The organism is Emcibacteraceae bacterium (genome assembly GCA_041396985.1).
Taxonomy (GTDB): Bacteria; Pseudomonadota; Alphaproteobacteria; order Sphingomonadales; family Emcibacteraceae; genus Pseudemcibacter.
Map to the genome: position 1 here is coordinate 91139 of JAWKXO010000001.1, position 13086 is coordinate 104224.

Genomic DNA, 13086 nt, shown 5'->3' on the forward strand with positions numbered 1-13086 from the left:
TGCTCTACATTGACTTTTTGGCAAAAATAATGTTTAATACCAAGATATTTTATGACTTTAATTAGCTTAGTTTTTAAGTTGAAGCATTTTTTTAAGTATGTTTCACTTTATGGAGTATCGAGTATGATATTTAAAAAGCTAATTGCTGCGTGTAGTCTAATTGCCTTCCCTACAGCATTCATTGTGACCTATTTTCTTAAAGTTTATGAAATCGGCTATAGTCTCCGTGTGCTCATTCCCGGCCTGATATTTATGCTCACCCTGCTGTCCATGTTTATTCTGGAGCAGCTTTATCATTATAAAAATGCGGTATCACAACGAAGGGTTCTGACCAGAGATATTGCCTCAACTATATTAAACGGTTTCTATACCAGCTCCATTCTTCATGGACTGCTAGGACCGTCTATTCTGTTCCTGCCAAATATGATTTTTGGACGCGACGTGATCTTCAACTCATCCGATAAGCTTGGTCCCTTCTGGCTTCAGTTAATTCTGGTCTTTTTCTTTTATAGCTTCATCCGCTATGCCGTCCATCGGCTTCAGCATACAATTCCGTTTCTGTGGGAACTCCATTCCTATCACCATTCGGTTACCGATATCCGTATGCTTAATCTGTTTGTTTCCCACCCGTTTGACTATGGTTTACGCAATGTGTTACCGGGGATGATCCTCGGACTGGTCGGGTTTGATGAAGGGGCTGTTTTTTTCAGTGCCGGGCTTCTAAGCACAGCAAGCATTTTTTCTCACTGTGGCTCGGGCGCCCCATCAGGAAAGCTGCTCAATTCCATTTTTATGACACCCGAAGTGCACCGCTGGCATCATTCCACAGTCACCCCTGAAGGGCATAAATATGCCGTCAATTATGGTGTCGGCCTAAATCTGTGGGACAAAATACTGGGTACTTACTATATGCCGGAGAAGGACGGCATTCCTGTGCCGCCCGACCATATGGGCCACCCTGAAGGCCTGCCGGATGAGCCAAATTATCTTAAGATACTTTTTCTCACCCGTTACTGGCCAAAATTTTTAAAGACGATGGTTGCCGGCAAAGAGGGCTAGGACCAGCCCTCCAGCACGAATTTGCCGATGGCCCGGCCCTCTTCAATGGTTCTGTGGACCTTTCGGATATTGTCGGCGTTAATCGGGCTGATCACTTCGCTTAAAGTTGTGATCAGCTCGTCACTGTCAATCATGGCTGCCGTTTCAGAAAGCAGTGCATTGATTTCGCCCATGTCCTCGGTTTGAAACATCGAACGGGTAAACATAAATTCAAAAGCAAATGTCGCGCTTTTTGGTTTTAAAAGATCAAGATTGCTGTCGCCGAAGAAATCAACGATGGTGCATATTTTGCCTTGCGGTCTGATTACATCGGTTATGGTTTTCCAGTATCCGGCAATATTGGTCAGACAAAGGACATAATGAACCTGCGGATGACCCAGCGTATCAAGCTGTTCGGGGATATCCTCATAATGATTGATGACATGGTCGGCCCCGCGCGCTTTACACCAGTCCGCGCTTTCCGGACGCGATGCCGTGGCAATAATCGTCAGGTTACCGAGTTTTTTTGCCAATTGAATGGCGATTGAGCCAACACCCCCAGCCCCGCCAATCATCAGAATTGTTTTTCCGGCATCTTTTCCGCCCAGTGACACGCCAAGACGCTCGAACAAGGCTTCCCACGCGGTAATAGTGGTGAGCGGCAATGCGGCACTTTCCGCAAAGCTGAGCTTAGCCGGTTTTTTGGCGGCAATCCGTTCATCAACAAGCTGATATTCACTGTTTGACCCCGGCTTTGTAATGCAGCCGGCATAATAAACCTCGTCACCAACCTCAAACATGGTGACATCATCGCCAACTGCTGTAACCACACCGGCCGCATCCCATCCCAGAACTCTTAAAGTTTCATCAGGATGCGGGCGTTTTCTGACCTTTGTGTCAACAGGGTTTACCGAAACCGCTTTAACAGCGACGAGAAGATTGCGTCCTGTCGCCTCCGGTACGTCCAGTTCCACATCAAGAAAAGCTTCCGCTTCGTCAACAGGCAGCGCTTTATATGATCCAACAGCTTTCATATTGTTTCCTTATTTCCAATTTATTTTTTATTGCCGTATTTATATACAGATTCTACATTAAAACATTAGAGTTTTTTATAAAACCCTTTTTTAAAAGCATAATTTCTGCATAATTATGCAATGGAAAAGATAATAATACAGGATCATTTCATCATTATGAAAAAATTATTGATATCTCTCTCTTTGTTATTTCTGATCAGTAGTCAGGGTAATGCACAGGTCATCGACACCCCAAATCAGGCTCCAGAAATTTTACCGCTGCGCGAACGGGCAACCCAGATGGATGAGATGACAAAATACCGTCTGGATACTTTGATCCCCGAACTGATGAGACGGGAAAGAATCACTGCCTGGGTGATCATATCAAGAGAATATAATGAAGACCCGGTGATGAAAACCATGCTGCCGGCGACATGGCTCAGTGCGCGGCGACGGACGGTTCTGATATTCCTTGACCATGGTCCGGATGAAGGGGTCGAGCGACTTGCCGTTTCCCGTTATGATGTTGGGGACCTGTTCAAAGGAAGCTGGAACCCGGATGAGTTTCCAAACCAGTGGCGGCGAATTGCCCAGATACTTGATGATTTTGACCCAGACACAATTGCCCTTAACTATTCTGATGACTGGGCACACGCTGACGGGCTTACCTATAGCGAACAACGGGATTTTGTCTCCAACATTCCGGACCGCCTTAGAACCCGCATTGTATCAGCCGAGCGACTGGCCGTTGGCTGGCTGGAAACCAGAACCGACCGGGAACTGGCCCTTTATAATAATGTGATGGACATTGCCCACGCGATCATAGCCGAAGGCTTTTCAGGCAAAGTTATAACCCCGGGTGTCACCACAAGTGAAGATCTTGCCTGGTGGTACAGACAGCGGATTAACGATCTTGGCCTGTCCACCTGGTTTCATACAAGTATAGATATGGAACGCTCAGACGCCTCAAAGGATACTATTGAAAAAAATAATCTTGACCCATCTGTCCTTTATAAGGGCGATCTGGTCCATATTGATTTTGGTATTTCCTATCTCGGCCTTCAAACCGATACCCAGCAACTGGCCTATATCCTTCTGGACGGGGAAAGTGACGCACCGGAAGATTTAAAAATTGCCCTCAGAGGGGGAAACAGCCTTCAGGATATGTTGACCGGCAATATACAGGTTGGCCGAACCGGCAATGAAATTCTTAAAATGACCCGGGATCAGGCTATCGCCAATGACATAGGCCCGATTATATATACCCACCCGATTGGCCTTCATGGTCATGCCGCCGGCACAACAATCGGCATGTGGGACCAGCAGGACGGCGTGCCGGGCAGTGGCAATTATCCAATACATGCAAATACCGCCTATTCCATTGAGCTGACAGCCGAGGTTAAAGTGCCCGGTGGCTGGAGCAAAGACCCGGTCAAAGTAAAACTTGAGCAGGACGGATATTTTGACGGCACCGCTTTTCATTATTTTGGCGAACGCCAGACAAAATTACATATCATTGACCCAAAACCGGGGCAGCCAGATGAACAGAATATGCCATAAAACCAGGGCCTTAATCGCTGCGCTCGTATGTTGCCTTTTTCACGGCACAGTTTGGGCAAAGGAATTAAAATCATCCGATATTGATGCCATGGTTGGCGAAGTGATGAAGACATTTTCCATACCCGGCATGGCCATCGGCATTATTCAGCATGGTCAGGTAAGCCATGCAAAAGGCTATGGTGTCAGATCCCTTAATGATGGCGGCGCCGTCGATGAAAACACCTATTTCGGGATTGCCTCGAACAGTAAAGGCTTTACCGCCACGGCCCTTGCCCTACTGGTCGAAGAAGGAAAAATAAGCTGGGACGACCCTGTTAAAAATTATCTGCCGGATTTTGAAATGTGGGATCCATATATCACGGATCATTTTATGATACGTGACCTGCTATCCCATCATACTGGTTTGCCGCTGGGCTCTGGCGATCTTATGTGGTGGCCGGATGCCAATTATTCCCCGCAGGAAGTCATTTCAAAAATGCGGTTCTTGAAGCCGGACCGTGAATTTCGCACGACTTATGCCTATAACAACCTGCCCTTTATTGTGGCCGGTGCCCTTATTCCGGCGGTGACTGGTCAGTCCTATCAGGATTTTCTGCAAAAGCGTATTTTTGACCCGCTTAATATGGACCGCTGCACCGCCAATACACCAATAATGGCCAATGATCCCAATGTGGCCGAACCCCATGCAATTCTTGAAGCAAAACTGCAGCAGATCAAAAGATATCTTCAGCTTGACACTGTCGTAGGCGGCGCCGCAGCAGCAGGTATTGAATGCTCGGTCGATGATCTTCTCAAGTGGGAAAAAATGCATCTTGAAGGTGGCGAGCCCCTTATGAAAAAAGAAACCCATAACGCCCTTTGGCAGGTCAATACCGCCATGGATGTTACGCAGGATCAGATCAATCGCGATAAAACCCATTTTCGTGGATATGGTCTTGGCTATAATCTGAATGACTATCACGGTGTTAAAATAATTTCCCATGGCGGCGCACTGGTCGGAATGTATTCCTATCTGGCAATGATCCCGGAACTTGATTTTGCCATTGCCATCGTTACCAATCAGCAATCCGGCGATGCCTATACTGTCTTAAAGACCATGATGATTAATTTTGTCATGGATGTGAAAAATACTGAAACACCGGCAGAAATTCATGAAAAAAGCGAAAAAGCCCGTCTGACTGAAGTTAAAAGACTGTCTGAAATTAAGGAAAGCGGCAATCCTCCACTGCCTTTAAATTCTTATATTGGTACTTATAAGGATGACTGGTGGGATGATATTAAAATTACAGAACATGAAAACGGTCTTTATTTTACCTCAATACGCTCACAGTCACTTCGCGGCAAAATGGTCCATTTTAAGGAAAATACCTTCATTGTCCGCTGGGATGATCGCACCCATGAAGCCGACAGTTATGTCATGTTTGAGAGTGATAAAAATGGAAAAATTGCCGCCTTTACCATGAAAGCCCTGTCAAACCGGACTGATTTCAGCTATGATTTTCATCATGTTCACCCAATAAAACAATAAGGCTAACAGGTGAAAGACAAAACAAAAAGGCTTCTCTATCTTGGTTTTGGATGGCTGATGTTTGCTGTCGGCTTTATCGGCGCTTTCCTGCCTGGCCTGCCGACGACTGTCTTCATGATCATCGCCCTTTGGAGCTTTTCCAAAGGCTCTGAAACCATGCATCACTGGCTTTATCATCATCCGCGGTTCGGCCCTGCCCTTCGTGACTGGGATAAATATCGGATGATCCCGATAAAAGCAAAAATTACCGCCTATGTTATGATGAGCCTGAGTGCAATTTATATGACATTCTTTGCTGATATTAATCCGATTTTACTGATTTGTGCTTTTGGCATGATGCTCTGGGGGGCCATTTATATTATGATTAAACCCAGCCGGCCATCAGAAGAAATAGAGCCTGAAACGCAGGAGCAGACTGAACAACAGAACGAAAAATCAGATAGTGAATTAAATCAGCCTTTTTCAGCCGGCAATCCGGAAGAGCCGACTACTCCTCCGCCAGCTCCATGAAATAATCTGCACGGGCATAAGGCGTATTTTCAGGTGGTGGCACTTCCTTGAAACCATATTTTTTATAAAGCGTAATAGCAGGAACCAAACTTGAGTTGGTTTCAAGGAATAGTTCTCTCCCTCCCCTTGCCTTAAATCGCTCAAGAACTTTTTCAACGAGAAGATTTCCAATGCCATGGCCACGTGCTTCCTCAAGAACACCCATTTTGCTTAATTCAAATCGTGTTGGTGTAAATTTTTTAAGGGCAATGGCCCCTACCGGCTCCCCATCAAGCAGTGCAAAATATATTTCCCCACCCTTATCCAGAACATATTTTTCCGGATCATTGAGATTTATGATGTCTTCCTGTTCCATTTCGAACAGGGTTTCTATCCATTTCTGATTAATGATACGCCAATATTCGCGGTATTTTACATCATAGGCAATGATCTCTATTTTTCTCTCGGAGTGTTCAGATTTTTGTTCATAATATCTTTGTGAGAATGATTTTTTTGCAAGTGCTGCTTCATAATCGGCAAGAGCATCCAGAATATTTGTATTGCATTCATCCAATACTGTCTTCATCGCGTCCTTAGCCGTTGACCAAATAGGATTAAGTTTTTCCATAAGTCTATTGCCGACGTCCGTGAGTGCTACAATTTTACTTCGGGCGTCGTCTCCCGGTTCAAGAAATAGAATATCCTTGGTAACAAGTTTTTTGACTGTTTGACTGACGGCTGAATGTGAAAGACCGGAAAGCTGTTGAATGTCTGCTATAGTTAACGGGCCACGTTTCAGAACACAATAAACAATCGGGAACTCTCGCCCGCTCATATCTACTTTTTCTGCTTTATAGATTTTATCGATTTCCGATGACAAATATTCAAAATTTCGTCGGCAACGGGTTCCTATGCCAATTTCAAGAAACAATTCATCGCTCATAATGTATCACCATTTATATTAATATTAATATAAATACTTATATATCGAAATAAAAATGAATTTCAAGTGTAAGTTAACTACTGGGTTTCCAGCCATCAATCCATTCATCAAGCAACACGACATCCGGTGCTACCCCATTGGCACGAAACCAGCTGTCAATCGCATAAGATACACCGCTTTCACGGTCAATCAGTGTTGCTGTGTTATGAAGGAGCATCAGACCAAACCTGTTTCCTCTTATGGCAATTGTGCCTATATCATGAAATCTCACATGCCCGGCTTTATTCAGCATCTGTAAATAGGTTGTTGTATTTATGCTTTCGTCAATACAGTCAAGCTGTCCTTTCGGGGCAAAGGTAAAAAGCCATGATTTGGCGATATCATCGCTGGTACCGGTTTTAGGGCCAATAAATTTTTCCATTAGCCCGATTGCTTTCGGAATCCTTTCCCGTTCTTCAATTGCTGTAGCAGGTGGAGTGTCGAAAATTGCTTCGATCTGTGCCCATTCATCAGGGTCAAAAGAAGTCTGCTGTACTACATGGCACCCATAGGAAGAACAGTGGCTGAACATGGTTGTTTCCGGTTCCGGGGCTCCTACTTCGGATTTAACCTTTTCTGCGGTTGTATAAGCACATCCACTGGTCATGAGAATACTCATGACCAGTGAAATAAAATACTGTACTTTTCGTTTAATTTGACAATAAGTCGCTTGTGCTTGAACTATCATTACCATCGAAACATCCGGCAGCCCAACAAATGCCCCCTGCTACAAGCGCAAGGCCCAAGGTCCAAAGTATAACATTACCGTTACCGTTACCGTTGCCAAAGATATTTTTACGCTGACTTTCATCAAGAAACTCATAATTTGCAAGGCTCAGACTTTTGACGCCGTTATTGTTAATTCCGGTACTGAATAGATTTAAATCACGGGTATAGCCATATTGAAACGGATTGGAATTTCTCATTTCCTGTCCATAAGTCATTTTAAAACCGTAAAATGCTTTTTTCTTCGTTGTATTTCTATCCCCAAAAGGTATTGTCAGCCCTACCTGACCGGTTAATCCACGGGAATTAATCTTACCCTTGAAATAACTGTCTTTCATTTGATCAAATGCACTGTAATGAAGGTTCTGCGCAAATGCGATTGATGTTTGCCCCCAGACAAATATGGTGGACAGACTTAAAATTATCAATTTTTTTAGCATAATATCCCCTTACTATATTCTGTTGATTGGTCAAGTTAATGTTGCCCAGATATAAGGCTTATTTCGCCCGATAACGCATACATAAAGAACAAAAGCGGGGGTCCTTTCCCTCAAAAGGACAACGGCTCAATATAACAAGAAATGTAATAAATTACAACTAGCCTAAAATTTGGCAGATTAATTGTGATTATTCTTTGCAACTTGGTGAGAACCAACTATACAGGCGTAAAGTTTAATTTATTAATTTGGATTTTCATTGGCTTATTTAACCGTTATCGCCGGACTGATTTTATTGGTCGTTGCTGGTGATATTATGATCCGCGGGGCCGTATCGATTGCTGAAAATCTGGGACTCAGCAAACTTGTCATCGGCCTGACCGTCATTGCCTTTGGTACATCAGCACCAGAACTGGTTGTTGGCCTCCAGGCAGCCTACGAAGGTGTGCCGACAATGGCACTCGGGAACGCGGTGGGCAGCAATATTGCCAATATTCTTCTGGTGATCGGCCTCCCTGCTGTATTTTATCCCTTTGATTGCGATAGCAGCGAAATTAGACGAAACTATTATATTATGCTCGGCGGCACCGCTCTTTTCATCATTCTTTGCTGGATGGGGCCTATTACCTATATTGAAGGAATTTTACTGTTTATCCTGCTTGGGGCCTTTTTAATCAATTCCTATAAAGTCGGGCGGCTCGATGAAAGCCAGCATAAGGAGAGTAAGAAAGTTTCCGAAAAAGCTTATGAGGATCTGGACGAGCTTCCCGAAACACCGCTACCGACAGTCCGGTCCGGAATTTATCTGCTTGCCGGTTTGTCTGGCCTGATTTATGGTGCAAAAATGCTTGTTGATGGTGGTGTCGAAATTGCCCGAACCTACAATGTATCAGAAGCCATCATCGGTCTAACCATCATTGCCATTGGCACCAGCCTGCCGGAACTTGTCACCTCTATTATTGCTGCCAGAAAAGATCATGGTGATGTTGCCCTGGGCAATGTCATAGGCAGTAACATTTTTAATCTTTATGCCATCATGGGCGGAACTGCATTTATCAGTGATATTCCCATCCCGATAAGTTTTCTTCATCTTGATTTATGGGTTATGGCACTCTCATCCGTCATACTCATTCCATTCCTTGTTTGGAAATTACGCTTTTCCCGTGTAATAGGACTGGTATTTACAGGCGGATATATTATATATCTACAGATGCTGGGCAGTAGTTAGACAGGACATCCGGACATGACAAGCAAATTTTATAAAAGTAACCTTTCCCCCATCAAATATGCCGACGCTTCCCGCAGCTTACGTCATGTATTTGTTCGTGATTTAATTTTGAGCAGTTCAATCGGCATATACGACCATGAAAAAGAAAAAGAACAAAAAATAAGAATCAATATTGATCTCAGTGTTAAAGAAGAACAAGGTCCACTCAATGATGATTATGCAAACGTGGTCTGTTATGAAAAAGTCGTCGAAGGTATTAAGAACATTGTCCATTCCGGACATGTTCATCTTGTCGAAACACTTGCCGAAAAAATTGCCGATCTTAATTTAATTGACCCCCGCATTTTATCGGTCAGGGTCCGTGTTGAGAAACTGGAAGCAATAGAAAACACCACCAGTGTCGGCGTTGAAATTGAAAGACATAAAAGCTTGTAATTTTTCCGGACTTTCATATGAAATATATATTTCATTTTTGTTAAATCATTGAAAAATCAGCATATATTTTTTTGTTCTTTTTTGTTCTTTCTGAAAAGTTGTCAACAGCAATGAAAAATTCAATTTTTTAATCCTACCCGGAAAAAAATTATTTAAAATTATATTGAAAAAGTTTATTGACAATAAAAAGTGTATTTGTTTTCAAAGCCTTAGATTATTTGCCTAAAATTTGTGCAATTTGCTGAATCCTCAACAGTTCCGCCATCTTTTACTGCCAATAAAAAGTTATACACCAGTTTATCCACAGCTTTCGTGGATAAGTTTTTCACGAATCCGAGCGCTTGGCGTTAGTCCTTGAATCTGTTGAATATTTATAAACTGTTAAGCATATTTATCAAAAAAGTTACATATGAAACCGAATAATGAACGTAGACATTGAGATGTGAATTGATATAAATATTTACTATGAATGAAGGCATTGAAACCATAAAATCCTATTTGAAAAACCTTGGGAATAATCCCGGGGTTTACCGCATGATTGATGGCGATGAAAATGTTCTTTATGTCGGAAAAGCCAAAAATCTTTCAAACAGGGTCAAAAGCTATACGAACCTGCGCGGCCAATCATACCGGATTGCCAAAATGGTTTCCCTCACCCGGTCAATGGAGTTTGTCAGCACCCATACAGAAGTAGAGGCTTTGCTCCTTGAAGCCAATCTGATCAAACGCTATAAGCCGCGCTATAATATTCTGCTACGCGATGATAAATCCTTTCCCTATATCCTGATTGATAAAACCCACCCAAGCCCCCGTGTCCTCAAGCATCGGGGGGCCAAGAAAAAGGATGGATATTATTTTGGTCCCTTCGCTTCGGCGAGTGCCGTCAATGCCTCTTTAAATATTTTACAGAAAGCTTTTTCCCTTAGAACGTGTAGTGACAGTATCTTTAATAGCAGAAGCCGGCCCTGCCTGCTCTATCAGATCAAAAGATGTTCGGCCCCATGCGTCGGCAAAATATCAGAAGAGGATTATGACGCGCTGGTCAATGAAGCCCATGATTTCTTAAGTGGCAGAAGCGACTCCATAAAACGGCGGTTCACTGAAAAGATGAATGAAGCCAGCTCGCACCAGCAATATGAACTTGCCGCCGTTTATCGTGACAGGCTCAAAGCTCTTGTCGCTGTACAAAGCCGCCAGGATGCGACCAACGGCAAACTTGAAGAAGCCGATGTGATTGCCGCCTATAAGGACGGCGGTCAGACCTGTATCGAGGTTTTTTTCTATCGCGCAGGACAGAACTGGGGCAATAAGGCCTATTTTCCGCGTCATGACAAGGATCAGCAGGTTGGTGAAATCCTTCCCGCCTTTATTTCCCAGTTTTACGACAATAAAATGCCCCCTAAAAAGATACTGATCAACAGCAGTATAAAACAAAAAGCCCTGCTTGAAGAAGCGCTTTCCATGAATGCAGGACATAAAGTCAAAATCACTATGCCGCAACGGGGCGCCAATCTGCTATTGGTGGAAATGGTAGAAAAAAATGCCCGTGAAGCGCTTGAACGCAGAGTTGCCGAAACATCATCCCAGGCAAAATTGCTGGCGGGTGTGGCTGATCTTTTTGACCTTGATGCCCCGCCAAACCGGATCGAAGTCTATGATAACAGCCATATTTCAGGAACAAGCGCTCTTGGTGCAATGATTGTTGCCGGGCCGGAAGGGTTCGAAAAGAATGCCTACAGAAAATTCAATATAAAATCTGAAGATCTGGTCCCGGGAGATGATTTCGGTATGATGCGCGAAGTCATGACCAGACGCTTTAAACGCCAGCTTCGGGAAGATCCGGACCGAAATGCGCCAACCTGGCCTGATCTTCTGCTGATTGATGGCGGCAAAGGGCAGCTTTCAGCCGTTTGCAGTGTCCTTGAGGATCTGGGACTGACCGATATTCCTGTCGTTTCCATTGCCAAGGGACCGGACCGAAACGCCGGAAGAGAGGATTTTTATCTTCCCGGCAAGACCCCGTTTAAGTTACCGCCCAATGATCCTGTTCTTTATTATCTTCAGCGTTTGCGCGACGAATCTCACCGCTTTGTAATTGGGTCCCACCGCAGCAAAAGGGCACAGAAAATGCATAAATCATTGCTTGATGGTCTGCCCGGAGTCGGTGCCGTTCGTAAAAAAGCCCTGCTTATGCATTTCGGGTCTGCCAAAGCGGTTTCAGACGCCGCTATAAATGATCTGCAAAGGGTGGATGGTATTTCACAGGCACTGGCGACGCAGATTTATGATTATTTTCATCCATAAGATTTATTTCGTTGCCTTCCAGCACTATTTTACTACAATTGCCGATGATGAATTAAAGACAATTATATTATGAATAATCTTGCCAATATACTGACATTTTCAAGGATCCTTCTTATTCCGCTGATGGTGGCGGCCTTTTATATTAAAGGCAATGTCAGTTACTGGCTTACATTTGCTATTTTTGTGACAGCCGGTATTACCGATTTTTTTGACGGCTATATTGCCCGCCGTTTTAATCAGACATCAAAGCTTGGGGCCTTTATGGACCCGATCGCCGACAAACTCCTGATTGCAACCGCTCTGATGATGATGGTCGCTTTTGACCGGATTGAAGGATATACAGTACTTGCTGCCGTCGTTATCCTTTGCCGTGAATTTGCGGTTTCGGGTCTGCGTGAGTTTCTCGCTGACTTAAAAGTTGGCATTCCGGTGACCTATCTTGCCAAATGGAAAACAACCCTTCAGATTTTTGCCCTTGGGTTTTTGCTGGTCGGCAAGGCTGCTCCTGCGATCATTCCGGCCGTCATGATTGGTGATTTTTGCTTATGGGCTGCCGCTATTCTGACCCTTTATACCGGTTATGATTATCTGCGCGCCGGTCTAAAACATATGTGAGAAAAATATGAATATTTTCTATTTTGCGCGCATTCGTGAAAATATCGGCATTAGCTCCGAAGAATTAACCCTGCCATCCGGGGTAGTGACCGTCAGTGATCTCATCCGTTTTCTTGAAGATAAAGGCGATCAGTACAAATCCGCATTTGCAGAAAGTGATCTGATACGGGTTGCTGTAAATAACGATTATGTCGGGCTAGATTATAAAATCACTGATAAAGATGAAATTGCCCTCTTCCCGCCAATGACCGGGGGTTAAAATGCGTATTTCCGTTCAGGCTGAAGATTTTAATATCGGCGAAGAAATTGAGAAAGTTCGACAGGGCCGCACCGATCTTGGCGCAATTGCCACTTTTACCGGACTGGTTCGTGATATTCATGGTGATCAGGTTATCCGAAAAATGACCCTTGAACATTTCCCGGCCATGGCGGAAAAAGAACTAACAAAAATCGCTAAGCAGGCAAAAGCCCGCTGGCCCCTCGAAGAGCTGACCATCATTCACCGCTTTGGTCCTTTATATCCCGGTGACAATATCGTTTTGGTGATTACCGCTTCTCACCACCGAGAAGCGGCATTTGAAGCGGCACAGTTTATGATGGACTGGCTTAAAACCGACGCTCCCTTCTGGAAAAAGGAAGAAACTGATAAGGGCGAACACTGGGTAGCCGCCAAAGAAGACGATGATATAAAAAGAGATCGCTGGACCTGAAAATCCTATTCAAGTCCAGCT

At 44.1% G+C, this 13086-nt stretch carries 14 protein-coding genes; 10 read left to right on the forward strand and 4 right to left on the reverse strand.

Annotated elements, in window-relative coordinates:
* The first annotated feature begins 123 nt into the window (after positions 1-123).
* Positions 124-1059: a sterol desaturase family protein gene (locus R3D86_00390; GenBank protein ID MEZ5756657.1), complete on the forward strand. Its 936-nt coding sequence runs from the start codon at positions 124-126 to the stop codon at positions 1057-1059.
* On the opposite strand, the gene R3D86_00395 is transcribed toward R3D86_00390, so the two are convergent.
* Complete coding sequence (locus R3D86_00395; GenBank protein MEZ5756658.1) at positions 1056-2072, reverse strand: zinc-binding alcohol dehydrogenase family protein; 1017 nt, start codon at positions 2070-2072, stop codon at positions 1056-1058. The two genes, R3D86_00390 and R3D86_00395, sit on opposite strands and share 4 nt — an antisense overlap.
* A gap of 156 nt (positions 2073-2228) precedes the next feature.
* Between R3D86_00395 and R3D86_00400 the strand changes: the two genes are divergently transcribed.
* The 3 genes from R3D86_00400 to R3D86_00410 are packed head-to-tail and all read left to right on the forward strand — an operon-like array spanning position 2229 to position 5649.
* The gene (locus R3D86_00400) at positions 2229-3611 is read left to right on the forward strand and encodes a M24 family metallopeptidase (GenBank protein ID MEZ5756659.1); all 1383 of its coding nucleotides are present in this window, start codon (positions 2229-2231) and stop codon (positions 3609-3611) included.
* Positions 3592-5139 carry a serine hydrolase gene (locus R3D86_00405; protein ID MEZ5756660.1) on the forward strand — a complete coding sequence of 516 codons (1548 nt, stop codon included), beginning with the start codon at positions 3592-3594 and terminating at the stop codon, positions 5137-5139. Before R3D86_00400 ends, R3D86_00405 begins: the two co-directional genes overlap by 20 nt.
* 9 nt (positions 5140-5148) lie before the next feature.
* Complete coding sequence (locus R3D86_00410; protein MEZ5756661.1) at positions 5149-5649, forward strand: YbaN family protein; 501 nt, start codon at positions 5149-5151, stop codon at positions 5647-5649.
* Here R3D86_00410 and R3D86_00415 read toward each other — a convergent pair.
* From R3D86_00415 to R3D86_00425, 3 genes are all read right to left on the reverse strand, one after another.
* Complete coding sequence (locus tag R3D86_00415; protein ID MEZ5756662.1) at positions 5627-6571, reverse strand: bifunctional helix-turn-helix transcriptional regulator/GNAT family N-acetyltransferase; 945 nt, start codon at positions 6569-6571, stop codon at positions 5627-5629. The two genes, R3D86_00410 and R3D86_00415, sit on opposite strands and share 23 nt — an antisense overlap.
* Positions 6572-6644: 73 nt before the next feature.
* Positions 6645-7217 carry a hypothetical protein gene (locus R3D86_00420; GenBank protein ID MEZ5756663.1) on the reverse strand — a complete coding sequence of 191 codons (573 nt, stop codon included), beginning with the start codon at positions 7215-7217 and terminating at the stop codon, positions 6645-6647.
* 43 nt (positions 7218-7260) lie between these two features.
* Positions 7261-7776, reverse strand: coding sequence for a hypothetical protein (locus tag R3D86_00425; GenBank protein ID MEZ5756664.1), 516 nt, complete (start codon positions 7774-7776; stop codon positions 7261-7263).
* A gap of 256 nt (positions 7777-8032) precedes the next feature.
* On the opposite strand from R3D86_00425, the gene R3D86_00430 reads away from it, so the two are divergent.
* The 6 genes from R3D86_00430 to R3D86_00455 all read left to right on the forward strand — a co-directional run bounded on the left by R3D86_00430 (position 8033) and on the right by R3D86_00455 (position 13065).
* Positions 8033-9001: a calcium/sodium antiporter gene (locus R3D86_00430; GenBank protein ID MEZ5756665.1), complete on the forward strand. Its 969-nt coding sequence runs from the start codon at positions 8033-8035 to the stop codon at positions 8999-9001.
* Between the two features lie 15 nt (positions 9002-9016).
* Positions 9017-9436 carry a dihydroneopterin aldolase gene (folB, locus tag R3D86_00435; GenBank protein ID MEZ5756666.1) on the forward strand — a complete coding sequence of 140 codons (420 nt, stop codon included), beginning with the start codon at positions 9017-9019 and terminating at the stop codon, positions 9434-9436.
* Positions 9437-9901: 465 nt separating this feature from the next.
* Complete coding sequence (gene uvrC, locus R3D86_00440; protein ID MEZ5756667.1) at positions 9902-11740, forward strand: excinuclease ABC subunit UvrC; 1839 nt, start codon at positions 9902-9904, stop codon at positions 11738-11740.
* Between the two features lie 69 nt (positions 11741-11809).
* Entirely contained in the window at positions 11810-12355 is a 546-nt protein-coding gene (gene pgsA / locus R3D86_00445; protein ID MEZ5756668.1) for a CDP-diacylglycerol--glycerol-3-phosphate 3-phosphatidyltransferase, read from the forward strand.
* Between the two features lie 7 nt (positions 12356-12362).
* Positions 12363-12614: a molybdopterin converting factor subunit 1 gene (gene moaD, locus R3D86_00450; GenBank protein MEZ5756669.1), complete on the forward strand. Its 252-nt coding sequence runs from the start codon at positions 12363-12365 to the stop codon at positions 12612-12614.
* 1 nt (position 12615) lies between these two features.
* On the forward strand, positions 12616-13065 hold the full coding sequence (locus tag R3D86_00455) for a molybdenum cofactor biosynthesis protein MoaE (GenBank protein ID MEZ5756670.1): 450 nt from the start codon (positions 12616-12618) through the stop codon (positions 13063-13065).
* The last annotated feature ends 21 nt before the right edge of the window (positions 13066-13086 follow it).

Excerpts from the sequence above, each read along its gene's own strand:
- R3D86_00405 (MEZ5756660.1), top strand. The coding sequence starts at position 3,592 with ATGAACAGAATATGCCATAAAACCAGGGCCTTAATCGCTGCGCTCGTA.
- uvrC (MEZ5756667.1), top strand. The coding sequence starts at position 9,902 with ATGAATGAAGGCATTGAAACCATAAAATCCTATTTGAAAAACCTTGGG.
- R3D86_00415 (MEZ5756662.1), bottom strand. The coding sequence starts at position 6,571 with ATGAGCGATGAATTGTTTCTTGAAATTGGCATAGGAACCCGTTGCCGA.
- R3D86_00420 (MEZ5756663.1), bottom strand. The coding sequence starts at position 7,217 with ATGACCAGTGGATGTGCTTATACAACCGCAGAAAAGGTTAAATCCGAA.
- folB (MEZ5756666.1), top strand. The coding sequence starts at position 9,017 with ATGACAAGCAAATTTTATAAAAGTAACCTTTCCCCCATCAAATATGCC.
- pgsA (MEZ5756668.1), top strand. The coding sequence starts at position 11,810 with ATGAATAATCTTGCCAATATACTGACATTTTCAAGGATCCTTCTTATT.
- R3D86_00400 (MEZ5756659.1), top strand. The coding sequence starts at position 2,229 with ATGAAAAAATTATTGATATCTCTCTCTTTGTTATTTCTGATCAGTAGT.
- R3D86_00455 (MEZ5756670.1), top strand. The coding sequence starts at position 12,616 with ATGCGTATTTCCGTTCAGGCTGAAGATTTTAATATCGGCGAAGAAATT.
- R3D86_00390 (MEZ5756657.1), top strand. The coding sequence starts at position 124 with ATGATATTTAAAAAGCTAATTGCTGCGTGTAGTCTAATTGCCTTCCCT.
- moaD (MEZ5756669.1), top strand. The coding sequence starts at position 12,363 with ATGAATATTTTCTATTTTGCGCGCATTCGTGAAAATATCGGCATTAGC.
- R3D86_00425 (MEZ5756664.1), bottom strand. The coding sequence starts at position 7,776 with ATGCTAAAAAAATTGATAATTTTAAGTCTGTCCACCATATTTGTCTGG.
- R3D86_00395 (MEZ5756658.1), bottom strand. The coding sequence starts at position 2,072 with ATGAAAGCTGTTGGATCATATAAAGCGCTGCCTGTTGACGAAGCGGAA.